Genomic DNA, 15,260 nt, shown 5'->3' on the forward strand with positions numbered 1-15,260 from the left:
AGTAACGATTCTCTCACGATGAGTCATTTGCGGGCCAGAACGCGATGTGTCTCAATAGGCGGATCCGGGGTCTCTCGACGACACAGAACCCAGGCCAGCCAGCCGATGCCGCCCGCCGGGATCTCGAGCGCGTAGGTGTAGAAGGAGTAGAGGATCGTCGCGGCGGCGGCGGGGCCGGCGGGCACGCCGAACGACACCAGCAAAGCGGCCGTGCCGGTCTCACTGATCCCCGCGCCGCTCGGCGTGATGATCGCCGTGGTGAGCATCCGGTTGATCGCGAACACCGCGACCACCTCGGCGACCTGCACGTGCGCGCCGACCGCGACCAGGCACCCGTACAGCAGCGTGGCCTGGCACAGCAGGTAGGCGAGCATGCCGCAGGTCAGGCCGCGCCAGCCGGTGCGCAGCACGTCCACGGTCCTGGCCCGGACGGACAGCAGTGCGCCGTCGCCCTTGATCAGCCAGCGTCCGGCGCGTTCGGGCAGGCGGCGGGCGAGCGCGCGCAGCCGCCAGTCCACGGCGTGTGCGGCCCTCTCCGACCGCAGCGCGAGGACGAGGACCGCGAGAACGCCGAGGATGACGACGGCGGCCAGGATCGCCATCGCTGCCGTCCGGCGGTTCGGCAGCTCGCCCGCGACGAGCAGCGCGACGATCCCGACCACGGGCAGCAGCATCCGCGCCATCACGTTCCACACGCCTGTGACCAGCGCGGACGCCGTGATCGAGGCGTTGCGGTGACCCCAGCCCCGGGCCATCGCGAAGGTGACCGCGAGGCCCGCCGCGCCGCCGAAGGGCAGCAGGTTGCTGACCGAGCTGCCGACCGCGTTCATCAGGAGCGCCTGCCAGTGCGCGAGCCCGGGCAGGGACGCGGTGAGCACGAACGTGTAGGCCCACAACCCGGCGAGCCACAACAGGGTGAGGACGCCCAGCTCCCACGGGGAGAGCTGTCCCAGCTCGCGGCCGATCACCTCCCAGTCCACGCCGACCAGGTACGGCAGGGCGGCCAGCAGCCCGATCGCGCCCGCCAGGGACAGCACCGACAGGAGGGCGCGCGCGGGGCGGCTCAACGCTCCGCCGTGAGCGCCGGGTCCGTGAGATCAGGGTCGGATGGGTCGGGGGCGGATGGGGCGGGGTCGGGCCAGGCGTCCAGCGGGTGCCGGAGGACGCGGCCGGGCGGCAGGTCGCGGCGGACGTACCACTCGGTGCCGAGCACGCGGCGGAACAGCGGCCGGGGCAGCCACAGCAGGGCGGCGAGCGTCCGGACGCTGTCGCCGCCGGTGGTCTGGGTCGCGTGCGCCGCCATCGAGAAGCGCTTGGCGGAGGTGAACCGGCGCACCGGGACGCGGTGCGTGATCTCCGCGCCGGACGCGTACGCGCGCGCGAAGGACGCCACGTCCACCGAGCGCGGCAGCAGCCGTAGCCGTGCCAGCCCGCGTAGGACGCGCAACAACAGATCCCGGTCAACGGTCGCCTCAAGGACGACTGGCGTCCCGGCCATTTTCGCCGCCTCCGTCCCCACCCTGTACACCTGGACGTGGTCGGGGTGTCCGTACCCACCCGCCGGGTCGTAGACGACCAGCAGGTCGGCGGCCTCTTGGAGAAGTAACTCGGCAAGCTCGCCGGCGGCGACCTCCACATGCGCACTTGCGAAGCCACCCGGCGCGTCCCCGTCCAGCCCCGAATCCTCATAACCAAGCAGAACGACCCGGTCACAGCCCAGCGCACGCGCCGAGGCATGCAATTCCGCCGTCCGGGCGGCCCCGAGCCGGGACCGTGCCGCCGCCTCCTGTTCCTCGCGCGCGGGACCGCCGGTCAGGCCCCGTTCTCCGGCTGTGGCGACGACGAGGACGACGCGGTGTCCCTCGGCCGCCAGGCGGGCCATGGTGCCCGCCGTGAGAAGCGCTTCGTCGTCCGGGTGGGCATGAAAGAAGACGCAGGTTCGTCGCACGGGCTATTAGATTCCCGGGACGTGTGAAGGGGGTGCCCGCTCCGGGTCAAGGCTCGCCCATCCCCGGCGGTGGCCGGGCGTGTCGACGCGGGTGCCGAACGGGCCCCGACCGCACGGTCGTGGGGTGCGGATACTCCATGTCAGCGACTGTTTCCCTCCCCGGCTCGGCGGCATCGAGGTGCAGGTCGACGAGCTGGCCCGGGCGCAGGGCGCGGCGGGCCACGACGTCACCGTCGCCACCGCCACGCCCGCGCCGGACACGCCGGACAAGGCAGACGGGGCGGACACGGATTCGGAGGCGGGCCCGGACGAGACCCCGTTCGCGGTGGTGCGGCTGGTCGCGCCGCTGCCCTGGGAACTGCCGGTCGGGCGGTCGCTGGCGCCGCTGCTGGAGAAGCTCAAACCGGACGTCGTCCACGTGCACGCGGGGGCGGTCTCGCCGTTCGCGTGGCGCGCCGTCCACAGCCTGGGGATGACGAGCCTTCCGGTGGTGCTGACCGTCCACAGCATGTGGGGACCGGTCAGCAGGACCGTCTACCGGACGCTCGTCCCGGTATGGGCGCGCCGCCACGGCAGCGGGCTGGTGGTGACGACGGTGAGCGAGGCTGCGGCGCGTCCGATCCGCGCGGTCGTGGACGGGCGGCTCCCCGTCCGCGTGGTGTCGAACGGCATCGACCTCTCGCTCTGGAACGCCGAGGCACCACCGGAGCCAGAAACCGAGGACGGGACGCCGCACGTCGTCGCGGTCGGACGGCTCGCTCCGCGCAAGGAACCGGTGAACCTGCTGCGCGTCCTGCGTGAGGCGTCGGCGACGGCGCCGCTGCGCGCGACGATCGTCGGGGACGGTCCGGCGCGGTCGCGCATGGAGCGGTACCTGCGGCGGCACGGGATGACCGGCTGGGTGCGGCTCACCGGACGGCTCGACCGGTCCGAGGTCCGGACGGTCCTGGCGGGCGCGGACGTGTTCCTCGCCCCGGCGTCCCGCGAGTCGTTCGGGCTCGCGGCGCTGGAGGCGCGGCTCGCGGGGGTGCCGGTGGTGGGGCGGGCGGGCGGCGGCGTCGCCGACTTCGTCACCTCCGGCCGCGAGGGACTGCTCGCCGGGACGCCGTGCGAACTGGCGGCGGCGCTGGCGCGGCTCGCGTCCGACCCCGTCCTGCGGGGCCGGATCGCGGCGCACAACCGCGCCACCTCACCCGTCCGGTGCTCGTGGCCCGCCGTCCTCGCGGCGTTCGGGTCCTGCTACGACGCGGCGTCCGCGAAGACCGACTTCGCCCACTTGTAGTCGGACTTCCCGACGGCCGTCCGCTGCACCTCGTCCACCAGCCTCAGCTCGCGCGGCAGCTTGAACCCGGCGAGCCGCTCGCGGGCGTGCGCGACCAGCTCCTCCAGCGTCGGGGACGTGCCGGAACGCGGCGCGACGACGGCGGCGACGCGCTGCCCGAACCGCTCGTCCGGCAGGCCGACCACGACGACGTCGTAGACGTCCGGGTGGTCCTTGAGGGCGACCTCGACCTCCTCGGGGTACACCTTCTCGCCGCCCGTGTTGATCATCAGCGAGCCGCGGCCGAGCAGCACGATCGTGCCGTCCTCCTCCAGCTCGGCGAAGTCGCCGGGCACCGACCAGCGCACGCCGTCGGCGTCGGTGAAGAACGTGGACGCGGTCTTCTTCGGGTCGTTGTAGTAGCCGAGCGGGATGTTCCCGGACCGCGCGAGCTTACCGATCTCACCGGGCCGGACGGGCTTGAGATCGTCGTCCAGCACGGTGATCCCCGGCTTCATCTGGAACCGGGCCGTGCCCTCCTTGCCGCCGACGGACGGCCCGCACGCGCCGGTCTCGGACGCGCCGTAGTTGTCGAGGAACACGATGTTCGGCAGGTGCGCCTTCAGCTCGTCCTTGGCGCCCTCGGTGAGCGGCGCGCCGCCGGACGCGACGGCGAACAGCGACGAGGTGTCGTGCCCGCCGGACGCCAGCTCCTTGGCGACCGGGCGGGCCATCACGTCCCCGACGATCATCATGACGTTCGCCTGCTCCTCGGCGAGCAGCCGCAGCGCCTTCGCCGGGTCGAACGCGTGGTCGGTGTACAGGACGACCTTGGCCCCGCTGAACAGGCCCATGAACGCCACCCACTGGCCCGCGCCGTGCATGACGGGCGCGCAGTCGAGCACCGCCATCGCGCCCTGCTCGGCGTTCGCGGCGAGCGCCTCCGGGCTGGTCACGGGGTCGCCGAGGACGTTCCCGCCGCCGAGCGCGCCGAAGAAGATGTCCTCGCTGCGCCACTCGACGCCCTTGGGGTAGCCGGTCGTCCCGCCCGTGTACATGACGTACCGGTCGTCGCTCGACCGCTCGGGGAAGTCGTCGTCGCCGGAGACCTCGCCGAGGGCCTTCTCGTACTCGACCGCGCCGGGGAACTCGTCGTCCGAGCCGTCCTCCAAGACGACCACGTGCCGTAGTTCCGGTAGGTCGTCGCGGATGTCCCGGACCTTCGCCAGCAGCGACCGCTCGCCGACGAGGGCGACCGAGTCGGAGTCGGACAGGACGTGGCGCAGCTCGGCGGCGACGTAGCGGTAGTTCACCGGGATCGGCACGGCGCGGATCTTGAAGACGCCGAGCATGGTCTCGATCCACTCGGCGCGGTTGTAGGCGAGGATCGCGACGTGCTCGCCCGGCCGGATCCCGGCCGCGTCGAGATGGTGCCCCACCCGGCTCGCGCGTTCGTTCAGCTCCGCGTACGTCCTGCGCTGGTCGCCGGCCACGAGCGCCGGTCTGTCCGGGCCCGCCTCGGCCAGGATTTCCAGGAGATCCGCCAGGTTGTAGCTCCGCGCCATGGCCACACGTCCTCGGGGTGGGGGTGTACCGGGTGCCCCTGATGATTGCCCGCGACCGGGCGCCCGCTCAATAGCTGTGGACGCCACGTCCAATGAGATGGGTCACAGAGGGAACTCTGTCCAAAGGGACGACCCGGAACCGACCTGAAGGGCAAAAGCCCAGGTCGGACGGCTGTTTTCCGAACGCGGCGGCGGCGCCCGGCCGCGGATCGCAAAGTCCCGGCCACAGGGGGCTCCGCGTTCTTACACCGCTCTTATCCCGCGACGGGCATGCTGTGCCGTAACGATTACGTATCAGACGGGGGTAGCGGTGAGCGCAGGCGCAGTGGCGTGGACGCCTCCGACCTGGGAGGAGATCGTCGACCAGCACTCCACAAGGGTGTTCAGGTTGGCGTACCGCCTGACCGGAAACCGGCACGACGCGGAGGACCTCACCCAGGACGTGTTCGTCCGGGTGTTCAGGTCCCTGTCGTCCTACACGCCGGGCACGTTCGAGGGCTGGCTCCACCGCATCACCACCAACCTGTTCCTCGACCGGGCGCGCCGCAAGCAGCGCATCCGCTTCGACGCCCTCGCCGAGGACGCCGACGAGCGCCTCGAGGGCCGCGAGCTGTCGCCCGCGCAGACCTATGATGACCGGCACCTGGACGCCGACATCCAGACCGCGCTCGACTCGCTCGCGCCCGAGTACCGGGCCGCCGTGGTGCTCTGCGACATCGAGGGCCTCACCTACGAGGAGATCGCGGCCTCCCTCGGGGTCAAGCTCGGCACCGTCCGCAGCCGCATCCACCGTGGCCGCGCGCAACTGCGCGTCGCCCTCGAACACCGCCGCCCGACCGCGCCCGCCGCCCCGGCTCCCTCACAGGAGTGCGTGACGACCGCGCCCTGAGTTCCTTCCAAAAGGGTCATGTACTTGAGCCGTGCGGAGCAGCGTCCCGCACGGCTCAAACCTTTTCGCCGTCAGTGCTCGGCGGGTGCTTCCAGGTCTTCCGCGGTGAGCTTGACGCCCAGGCGTTCGGCCAGGTCCAGGACGGCCTGGCTCGTGCGGCCGATGAAGGAGACGGTGATGTCGCCGTCGCCCACATAGGCCAGCACGTCCGGCCCGCCGTAGACGATCTCGTTCACCTGGAGCTCTGCCCAGGGCTCGAAGCCCAGTTCCGGCATCCGCTCCTGGATCCGGGCGATCAGGCCGTCAAGGTCGTCCAGCTCAGAGCCTTCGACGTCCTTGTCGCCGAAGAAGTGCGCCCTCCAACCGAACTCGAAAGGCAGCCGCTCAACGGTCAGTTGGAGGAAGAACTCCGAGACCGACCGGGCCTGGAGCGCCCACTTGTCCCTGCTGACGCTGACCAGCACGCGCGGGTCGGGTTCGTTCGCCTCGACGGCGAGATATCCCCACTCGTTGCAGTACTGGTTCTCGGCCATGAACACGACGACGCGGTGGTCGGCGTCCGGCGCGACGAAGTCCGAGTCGTCCGGCAGCGGGCCCGCGACACCGTACCCGGACGGGTCGGGCCGCACGGTCGGCGGGTACTCCGGGTTCGTCTCGTAGTACCGCGCGTCGTGCGTGAACGAGTTGAAGGGAAGCTCCCACCACTCGTCCAGCGCGACCGGGATGGGCAGGGCGAAGTCGACGCCCTCGAACTCGTCGTCGGCGTCGCCGTTTCCGGTCAGTGCCCACACGTACTTCTTGTGCTCGTCCTCAGACCAGCGCTCCCAGGGGGACGAGCCCGGTTTCACCTCGTAGCCCCACTCCTCGTGGAACTCGCGCAGCACGTCCCAGCGGTTCGGCGCGGCCTTCAGACGGTCCGCGAACGTCCCATAGTCAACGATCTTCGCCACGTGGGAAAGCGTAGGAAGACGGTCTGACAGACCACCCCTGAAATCGTGCGATCAGCCGATATCGGCCAAGCCGTCGACATCACCGGAACCGGACATGCTCTCGGACGCCTGGTAATCCTCCGAAAGCCTGAGCCCGTCCTCGGTGCTTTCGAGGCCGAGACGGGTGGACAGGTCACTCAGGGCCTCAGCCGTGCGGCCCGAGAGGAGGATGCCCTGGCGGGGGTTCTTGGGAAGGCGGGCGAGCACGTCCGGGCCGCCGCGGACGGTCCCGGCGCGACCGGATTCGTGCCACGGCTCGAAGCCGAGTGCCGGCAGTTCGGCCTCGATCCTGGCGACCAGTTCGGCCATGTCGCCGTCGCCCGTGAAGTCCTTCTGGTGGATCCCTATCCCCCAGCCGACCTCACTGGACAGCCGGTGGACGGCCAGTTGGAGGAAGAACTCCGAGATCGACCGGGCCTGGAGGGCCCACCGACCCTCGTCCTCGCTGACGCTGGCCAGCACGCGCGGGTCAGGCTCGTGCGCGTCGGCGGCCGGGTAACCCCAAGAGGTGCAGCGGTCTTCGTCGATCATGAACACGCAGACGCGATGGTCGGCGTCCAGCGGGACCAGGTCCGAGTCGTCCGGGATCGGGCCCACGGCGTCGTAGCCGGCCTGCTCGGGCCGCACGGTCGGCGGATACACAGGGTTCGCGCAGTAGAGGCGGGATTCGCGGGTCAAGGAGTTGAACGGCAGCTCCCACCACTCGTCCAACGCCGCCGGGACGGGCAGGGTGAGGTCGACGCCCCTGTACCCGTCCGTCTTTCCGTCCAGTGCCAGCAGGTACTCGTTGTGCTCGTCCTCGGACCAGCGCTCCATTTCGGGGGACGAACCCGGCTCGACCGCGTAGCCCCACTCCTCCTGGAACTCACGCAGAAGGTCCCAGCGGGAGGTCGCGGAGTTCAGCCGCTCCGCGAACGCCCCATAGTCAACGACCTCCCCCATGCCAAGCTCCCACGGGGCGCGAAGCTCGTTCTCGGTGCATCTCATGCCGAGACGAGCGAACAGATCGATCACGGCCTCGGGCGTGCGGCCCGTGAAGTGGATCCTTTGGCCGTTGATGTTCTTGACGATCTTGACGAGCACGTCCGGGCCGCCGCGGACGGTTCCCTCCCGACCGAGTTCGCGCCACGGCTCGAAGCCGAGCGAGGGCAGTTCGGCCTCGATCCTGGCGACCAGTTCGGCCATGCGGTCGTCGCCGACGTCTTCAGGGCGGATCGACGTACACCAGCCGAACACGGTGGGCAGCCGATCGACGGCCAGCTGGAGGAAGAACTCCGAGATCGACCGGGACTGGAAGGCCCACTGGCGCTCGTCCGAGCGGACGCGGACCAGAACGCGCGGGTCGGACTCGTGCGCGTCGGCGGCCGCGTAGCCCCACTCGTTGCAGCCATCCATGTCGATCATGAACACGCAGACACGGTGATCGGCGTCCGGCGCGACCAGGTCCGAGTCGTCCGGAATCGGGACCACGGCCACGCCGTCAAGGTCCGCATGGATGGAATGCACGGTCGGCGGGTACTCGACGAACATCGCGTAGAGGCGTTCGTCGTGGATGAAGGAGTTGTACGGCAGCTCCCACCACTCGTCCAGCGCCGCCGGGATGGGCAGGGCGAGGTCGACACCCCTGTACCCGTCGACCTTTCCGTCCAGTGCCAGCAGGTACTCCTTGTACCCGTCCTCGGACCAGCGCTCCAGTTTGAGCAACGAATCCGGCCCGATCGCGTAGCCCCACTCCCTCTGGAACTCGCGCAGAAGGTCCCAGCGGGAAGTCGCGGACTTCAGCCGCTCCGCGAACGCCCCGTAGTCAACGATCTTCGCCACGCCTAGTACTCCTCCGGGGGTTCGAGGTCGTCCTCGGTGCGTTCGAGGCCGAGACGGGCGGCCAGGTCGAGCAGGGCCTGAGGCGTGCGGCCCGAGAGGAAGATGCCGCCGTGGACGCCCTTGGCGAGGTGGACGAGCACGTCCGGGCCGCCGCGGACGATCCCCTCCTGGCCGAGCTCCTGCCACGGCTCGAAGCCGAGCGCGGGCAGCTCCGCCTCGATCCTGGCGACCAGTTCGGCCCCGTCGTCATCGCCGACGACGTCCTCCTCGTAGATCTGCGTCGACCAGCCGAGCGTGCGCGGCAACCGCTGGACGGCCAGCTGGAGGAAGAACTCCGAGATCGACCGCGCCTGGAGGACCCACTCGCCGTCGAGCCCGTCCTCGATCTCGCCGACGGCGACGTCGACCAGTACGCGCGGGTCGGGCTCGTGCGCGTCGGCGGCCGGGTAGCCCCACTCGTTGCAGGCCTGGTACTCGGACATGAACACGCAGACGCGGTGGTCGGCGTCCGGCGCGACCAGGTCCGAGTCGTCCGGGATCGGGCCCAGGTGGCCATCGCCGTCCGGCTCGGACGCGGCACTCGGCGGGTACACGAGGTGCGCCCAGTAGAGGCGGGGGTTGTGGGTGAACGAGTTGAAGGGGAGCTCCCACCACTCGTCCAGCGTGGCCGGAATCGGCAGGGCGCGTTCGGCGTCCTCGGTGTCGGTGTCTCCGCTCGGGCCGAGCACGTCCTTCTCGTGCTCGGCCTCGGGCCGGCGGGTCCAGCGGGACGAACCCGGCTTCACCGCGTAGCCCCACTCCTCCTGGAACTCGCGCAGGAGGTCCCAGCGGTTCGTCGCAGCCTTCAGCCGCTCCGCGAACGCCCCATAGTCAACGATCTTCGCCACGCGGAGAAGCGTAAGGGGACGATCCGACAGACCGCCCCCGAAACGGATTGATCAGCTGATCTCGCTCAGACCGTCATCAACGGAACCGGACGGCCTAGTACTCGCCGGGCTCGAAGAGGTCGTCCTCGTCGAGGTTGAGACCAAGGCGTCCGGCCTGGTCGAGGACGGCCTGGGGGGTGCGTCCGGCGATGGCGATGCCGCCGAGTTCGCCGTCGGCGACGTAGACCAGCGCGTCGGGGCCGCCGTAGACGATCGTGTCCTGCTGGAGTTCGGCCCAGGGCTCGAAGTCGAGTTCCGGCATCCGCTCCTCGATGCGGTCGAGCAGGTCGTCGAGGTCGCCGTCGACGACGTCGTCGTCCTCGATATCCACCGACCAGCCGAGCACGCGGGGCAGCCGCTGGACGGCGAGTTGGAGGAAGAACTCCGAGACCGACCGGGCCTGGAGCGCCCACTCGTCCTTGCTGACGCTGACCAGCACGCGCGGGTCGGGTTCGTGCGCCTCGACGGCGAGGTAGCCCCACTCGTTGCAGTACTGGTTCTCGGCCATGAACACGACGACACGGTGGTCGGCGTCCGGGGCGATCAGGTCCGAGTCGTCCTGGAGGGCACCCGCGACGCCGTAGCCGGACGGGTCAGGACGCACGGTCGGTGGGTACACCGGGTTCGTCTCGTAGTGCTGCGCGTCGTGGGTGAACGAGTTGAAGGGCAGCTCCCACCACTCGTCCAGCGCGATGGGGATGGGCAGGGCGAGGTCGACGCCCTCGAACCCGCCCTCGTCCGGCTTGCCGTGCAGTGCGCGGACGTACGCCTCGTGCTCGTCCTCGGACCAGCGGTCCCAACGAGGTGAGCCGGGCTTCACCTCGTAGCCCCACTCCTCCTGGAACTCGCGCAGCACGTCCCAGCGGTTCGGCGCGGCCTTCAGGCGGTCCGCGAACGTCCCATAGTCAACGATTTCAGCCACGCGGAGATCGTAGGGGGACGGTCCGACAGACCGCCCCCGAACCGATGCGATCAGGCGACCTCGGCCAGGCCGACGACATCGCCGGAGCCGAGCGGGGTCTCGAACGGCTAGGACTCCTCCGGGGCGTCGAGCTCGTAGTCCTCCGGACCGTCGAGCTCGTCTTCGGTGCGTTCGAGGCCGAGGCGGGCGGTCAGGGCGAGCAGGGCCTGGGGCGTGCGGCCGGAGAGGAAGAAGCCGCCGCACGCGCCGTAGGCGAGGTGGACGAGCACGTCCGGGCCACCGCGGACGATCGTGTCCATGCCGAGTTCACGCCACGGCTCGAAACCGAGCGCCGGCAGTTCGGCCTCGATCCTGGCGACCAGTTCGGGAAGGTCGTCGCGGCTGACGTCCTCGGCGTAGATCTGCGTCGACCAGCCGAGCGCGATGGGCAGCCGCTGGACGGCCAGTTGGAGGAAGAACTCCGAGAGCGACCGCGCCTGGGGGACCCACTCCCTCTCGTCCCAGCCGACGGCGGCCAGTACGCGCGGGTCGGGCTCGTGCGCCTCGGCGGCCGGGTAGCCCCACTCGACGGCGTACACGCCCTCGGTCATGAACACGCAGACGCGGCGGTCGGCGCCCGGCGGGACCAGGTCCGAGTCGTCCGGGATCGGGCCCATGTCGCCCTCCTCGGCGGGCTCGGCCCAGGCGGTCGGCGGGTACACGGTGCCCATCCAGGGGTGCGCCCAGTGGAGCTGGGAGTCGGGGGTGAAGGAGTTGTACGGCAGCTCCCACCACTCGTCCAGCGCCGCCGGGATGGGCAGGGCGAAGTCGACGCCCTCGAACTCGTCCGTGTCGGTCTTTCCACCCCGTGCGAGCAGGTACCGCTCGTACCTTCCCTCGGGCCAGCGTTCCCTGGGGTCCGCGCCCGGCTTGACCACGTAGCCCCACTCTTCCTGGAACTCGCGCAGCAGGTCCCAGCGGTTCGGCGCGGCCTTCAGCCGCTCCGCGAACGCCCCATAGTCAACGATCTTCGTCACGCGGAGAAGCGTAGGGGGACGATCCGACAGACCGCCCCCGAACCGGGACGATCAGGCGATCTCGGCCAGGCCGTCCTTGATGACGACATCGCCGGAACTGGACGTGGTCTCGAACGCGAACGTCCCGTCGCCGCGGTCGTAGATCCGGGTCGTGACGTCCTGACCTGGGAGGACGACCTTGGAGAAGCGGACCGCGAGGCGCTTCAGCCGGGCCGGGTCGCCGTCCGCCACCGACTCGATCACCGCGCGGGACGTGAACGCCATCGTGCACAGGCCGTGCGCGATGATCCCGGGCAGGCCGGCGCTCTTCGCGAACTCCTCGTCCAGGTGGATCGGCATCGGGTCGCCGGACGCCTTGGAGTAGCGGAACGTCTGGTCGTCGTCCACGTGCTGGGTGACCTCGGCGACCGGCCCGGCGGCGCGCAACTCCTCGGGGAAGCGGTGCGCGGGGGCCTGCTCGCCGACCGTCTCCCCGGCCTGGAAGCCGCGGAAGAACGACACCATCCACTGCTCGTTGACCAGTTCGCCGTCGTCCGCGCGGGTCTCCAGCTTGAGCGAGACCGTCGTCCCGGAGCCCTTGGACGAGTACCCGGTGACCTTCGCCCGCGAGACGAGCTTCATGCCGGGCTCGATCGGGCGGTGGAACACCATGTCCTGCTCGCCGTGCACGACGAACGGGATCAGGGTGTCCGGGACGACCTTGAACAACGGGTCGATCATGCCCTCGAACACCGGGACGATCGCGAACACCGGCGGGGCCAGCTCGCCCGAGACGTACCGCGGGTTCGGGTCGTTGGTCGCGGCGGCGTACTCGACCGTCCGGTCGCGGTCGACGGCGAAGTCGAACGGAGCGCTCCAGACGCCCAGCTCGGCCTGGTTCATTTCGGTCATCGAGGGGTTCCTTACTGGTAGAGGCCCTTGGCCCAGCGGTAGTCGGCCTTGCCGGCCGGCGAACGCCGCACCTCGTCCACGATCCTGAGGTCGCGGGGCGCCTTGAATCCGGCGAGCGTTGTCCGGGTGTGCGCGACCAGCTCGTCGGGCGTCGCGGACGCGCCGGGCGCGAGCGAGACGACGGCGGCGACGCGGGAGCCGAGCCGCTCGTCCGGGACGCCGACGACCAGCGCGTCGTACACGGCCGGGTGCGTCTTCAGCGCCGCCTCGACCTCCTCCACGAACACCTTCTCGCCGCCCGTGTTGATCACCAGGGAGCCGCGTCCGAGCAGCACGACCGTGCCGTCCGCGTCGATCCGGGCCATGTCGCCCTGGAGCGCCCAGCGCACGCCGTTCTCGTCGGTGACGAACGTCTTCGCCGTCTTGGCCTCGTCGTTCCAGTAGCCGAGCGGGATGTGCCCGCGCCGCGCGAGCTGGCCGATCTCCCCGGAGCCCGGCCGGACGGGCCGCAGGAGGTGGTCCAGGACGGCGGTGTCGTCCGCGCGCGGCACGAACCGCGCGTGCCCGTCGTCGGACAGGTCGGCCGCCTGCCCCGCCGCGCCCGTCTCCGAGCCGCCGAACGCGTCGAGGATCAGCAGCAGCGACGGGACGAGTTCGTGCAGCCGCGCCTTGACGTCCGGCGAGGTCACCGCGCCGCCCGTCGCGAGGACGAGCAGCGCGGACAGGTCGTGCCGTCCGGGGTGGGCCTCCAGCTCGGTGGTCAGCGGACGGAGCATCACGTCCCCGACCGCGTTCAGCGTGACGGCCTTCTCCTCGGCCGCGAGGGCGAGCACCTTCGCCGCGTCGAAGCTGCGGCCCGTCCAGAGGACGAGCGTTGACCCGGTGGTCAGCGCGGCCCAGGCCACCCACATGCCCGCGCCGTGCATCAGCGGCGCGCAGACCAGCGTGTTCAGGCCGCCGTCCAGGACCTTCGCGGCCAGCGTCTCGGGCGTGGGGATGGGATCGCCCATGGCGTTCCCGCCTCCCATGGCGGCCATGAAGATGTCCTCGTGCCGCCACATCACGCCCTTGGGCATGCCGGTCGTCCCGCCCGTGTAGAGCAGGTAGAGGTCGTCGGCCGACCGCTCGCCGAAGTCGCCCGCGGGTGACGCCTCCGCGAGCGCGGCCTCGTACTCGACGGCGTCGGGGAGGGCGTCGTCCGAGCCGTCCTCGACGACGAGGACGTGCCGCAGGTCGGCCAGTTTCCCGCGCGCGTCGCCGAGCCGGGCGATCAGCGACCGCTCACCGACCAGCGCGACCGAGTTCGAGTCGCCGATCACGTGCGCGAGCTCGCCGGCGGTGTACCGGTAGTTGACGTTCACCGGGACGGCGCGCAGCTTGTACACGCCGATCTGCGCCTCCAGCCACTCGGCGCGGTTGTAGGAGAGCAGCGAGACCGTGTCGCCGGGACCCACGCCTTGCGCGGCCAGATGGTGCGCGAACCGGTTCGCGCGTTCGTCCAGCTCCCGGTACGTCAGCCTCCGCGCGCCGGAGACGAGCGCGGTCTTGTCCGGCACCGCCGCCGCGACGATCTCGAACAGGTCGGCCAGGTTGAAGCTGCGAGACATCCGTCCGTCCTCCGGGTGGTGGTGCGGCGAAGCGGTCCGGATAGAAACATACAAGCTTGACTGTTTCTTAGACAGGCCCTAGCGTCCGAGCCATCCTGAGGAGAGGCGGGCACCGTGACCGACAGGACCTTCGTCGTGGGCGTCGGCATGACCAAGTTCGAGAAGCCCGGCAGCCGCGAGTGGGACTACCCCGACATGGCGCGCGAGTCCGGGACCAAGGCCCTCGAGGACGCCGGGATCTCCTACGACCTGATCGAGCAGGCGTACGTCGGCTACGTGTACGGCGAGTCCACGTCCGGCCAGCGCGCCGTCTACGAACTGGGCATCACCGGCATCCCGGTCGTGAACGTCAACAACAACTGCTCGACCGGCTCGACCGCGCTCTTCCTCGCCCGCCAGGCCGTGAAGTCGGGCGTCGTCGACTGCGCCCTCGCCCTCGGCTTCGAGAAGATGCAGAAGGGCTCCCTCGGCTCCACCTTCGAGGACCGCGAGCAGCCCATGCTCAACCACCTGAAGGAATTGTTCCCCCTGTTCGAGTGGGGCGGCGAGCCCATCGCGCCGTACATGTTCGGCGCCGCCGGACGCGAGCACATGCAGAAGTACGGGACGACCGCCGACCAGTTCGCCCGGATCGGCTGGAAGAACCACAAGCACTCGGTCAACAACCCGTACGCCCAGTTCCAGGACGAGTACTCGCTCGACGACATCACGTCCGCCCGCATGGTCTACGACCCGCTGACCAAGCTCCAGTGCTCCCCGACCTCGGACGGCTCGGGCGCCGCGGTCATCGCGTCCGAGCGCTTCGTGGACGAGCACGACCTCTGGGACCGCGCCGTCGAGATCGCCGGCCAGTCCATGGTCACCGACACCCGCGCCACGTTCGACTCCCAGTCCGCCATCAAGATCATCGGCGCCGAGATGTCAGCGCTGGCGGCCCAGCGGGCCTACGCCGAAGCGGAACTCTCGGCCACGGACATCCAGGTCATCGAGCTGCACGACTGCTTCAGCACCAACGAGCTCATCACCTACGAAGCCCTCGGCCTCGCCGCCGAAGGCGAGGGCGGCAAGCTCGTCGACAGCGGCGACAACACCTACGGCGGCCGCTGGGTCGTCAACCCGTCCGGCGGCCTCATCTCCAAGGGCCACCCCCTCGGCGCCACCGGCCTGGCCCAGTGCGCCGAACTCACCTGGCAACTCCGAGGCAAAGCCGAAGCCCGCCAAGTAGAGAACGCGACGGCCGCCCTCCAACACAACATCGGCCTAGGCGGCGCCGCAGTAGTCACCCTCTACAAGCAACCCCACTGATCCCCCAGCGGTCCGGGCCGCCCCCCAGCGGTCCGGGCCGCCCCCCAGCGGCCCAGGCCGCGATCCTCCGATCCCGACATCACGGGCCCCGCATGAGATCGCCTCACAGCCCGCTTGCCC

Annotated in this window: 13 protein-coding genes; 3 read left to right on the forward strand and 10 right to left on the reverse strand. The window is 70.4% G+C overall.

The window, feature by feature from the left end; all coding sequences use genetic code 11:
- Positions 1–23: 23 nt before the first annotated feature.
- Together AB0L06_RS09905 and AB0L06_RS09910 are read right to left on the reverse strand one after the other, a co-directional pair.
- Entirely contained in the window at positions 24–1,067 is a 1,044-nt protein-coding gene (locus AB0L06_RS09905) for a lysylphosphatidylglycerol synthase transmembrane domain-containing protein (RefSeq protein ID WP_500230570.1), read from the reverse strand.
- Positions 1,064–1,948 carry a PIG-L deacetylase family protein gene (locus tag AB0L06_RS09910; protein ID WP_500230571.1) on the reverse strand — a complete coding sequence of 295 codons (885 nt, stop codon included), beginning with the start codon at positions 1,946–1,948 and terminating at the stop codon, positions 1,064–1,066. The genes AB0L06_RS09905 and AB0L06_RS09910 overlap by 4 nt, the downstream gene beginning before the upstream one ends.
- A gap of 124 nt (positions 1,949–2,072) precedes the next feature.
- Between AB0L06_RS09910 and AB0L06_RS09915 the strand changes: the two genes are divergently transcribed.
- Positions 2,073–3,230 carry a glycosyltransferase family 4 protein gene (locus AB0L06_RS09915; protein WP_500230572.1) on the forward strand — a complete coding sequence of 386 codons (1,158 nt, stop codon included), beginning with the start codon at positions 2,073–2,075 and terminating at the stop codon, positions 3,228–3,230.
- Here AB0L06_RS09915 and AB0L06_RS09920 read toward each other — a convergent pair.
- Positions 3,188–4,774, reverse strand: coding sequence for an acyl-CoA synthetase (locus tag AB0L06_RS09920; RefSeq protein ID WP_500230573.1), 1,587 nt, complete (start codon positions 4,772–4,774; stop codon positions 3,188–3,190). The two genes, AB0L06_RS09915 and AB0L06_RS09920, sit on opposite strands and share 43 nt — an antisense overlap.
- Positions 4,775–5,084: 310 nt before the next feature.
- Here AB0L06_RS09920 and sigE point away from each other — a divergent pair, with 310 nt between their 5' ends.
- Complete coding sequence (gene sigE / locus AB0L06_RS09925; protein ID WP_500230574.1) at positions 5,085–5,663, forward strand: RNA polymerase sigma factor SigE; 579 nt, start codon at positions 5,085–5,087, stop codon at positions 5,661–5,663.
- A gap of 71 nt (positions 5,664–5,734) precedes the next feature.
- On the opposite strand, the gene AB0L06_RS09930 is transcribed toward sigE, so the two are convergent.
- The 7 genes from AB0L06_RS09930 to AB0L06_RS09960 form a co-directional block, all read right to left on the reverse strand.
- Complete coding sequence (locus AB0L06_RS09930; protein ID WP_500230575.1) at positions 5,735–6,613, reverse strand: hypothetical protein; 879 nt, start codon at positions 6,611–6,613, stop codon at positions 5,735–5,737.
- Positions 6,614–6,664: 51 nt separating this feature from the next.
- Positions 6,665–8,473, reverse strand: coding sequence for a hypothetical protein (locus AB0L06_RS09935; protein ID WP_500230576.1), 1,809 nt, complete (start codon positions 8,471–8,473; stop codon positions 6,665–6,667).
- Between the two features lie 2 nt (positions 8,474–8,475).
- Positions 8,476–9,360 (reverse strand): hypothetical protein, encoded by an 885-nt coding sequence (locus tag AB0L06_RS09940; protein WP_500230577.1) that lies wholly within the window; start codon positions 9,358–9,360, stop codon positions 8,476–8,478.
- Positions 9,361–9,454: 94 nt separating this feature from the next.
- Positions 9,455–10,321 carry a hypothetical protein gene (locus AB0L06_RS09945; protein ID WP_500230578.1) on the reverse strand — a complete coding sequence of 289 codons (867 nt, stop codon included), beginning with the start codon at positions 10,319–10,321 and terminating at the stop codon, positions 9,455–9,457.
- Positions 10,322–10,428: 107 nt separating this feature from the next.
- Complete coding sequence (locus AB0L06_RS09950) at positions 10,429–11,337, reverse strand: hypothetical protein (RefSeq protein ID WP_500230579.1); 909 nt, start codon at positions 11,335–11,337, stop codon at positions 10,429–10,431.
- Positions 11,338–11,388: 51 nt separating this feature from the next.
- Positions 11,389–12,228, reverse strand: a complete 840-nt coding sequence (locus AB0L06_RS09955) for a MaoC/PaaZ C-terminal domain-containing protein (RefSeq protein ID WP_500230580.1) — start codon at positions 12,226–12,228, stop codon at positions 11,389–11,391.
- 11 nt (positions 12,229–12,239) lie between these two features.
- The gene (locus AB0L06_RS09960) at positions 12,240–13,835 is read right to left on the reverse strand and encodes an acyl-CoA synthetase (protein ID WP_500230581.1); all 1,596 of its coding nucleotides are present in this window, start codon (positions 13,833–13,835) and stop codon (positions 12,240–12,242) included.
- A gap of 114 nt (positions 13,836–13,949) precedes the next feature.
- Between AB0L06_RS09960 and AB0L06_RS09965 the strand changes: the two genes are divergently transcribed.
- Positions 13,950–15,140 carry a lipid-transfer protein gene (locus tag AB0L06_RS09965; protein WP_500230582.1) on the forward strand — a complete coding sequence of 397 codons (1,191 nt, stop codon included), beginning with the start codon at positions 13,950–13,952 and terminating at the stop codon, positions 15,138–15,140.
- Positions 15,141–15,260: the final 120 nt, after the last annotated feature.

The sequence above is a fragment of the Spirillospora sp. NPDC052269 genome (assembly GCF_040679435.1).
In the GTDB taxonomy this organism is placed as follows: domain Bacteria; phylum Actinomycetota; class Actinomycetes; order Streptosporangiales; family Streptosporangiaceae; genus Spirillospora.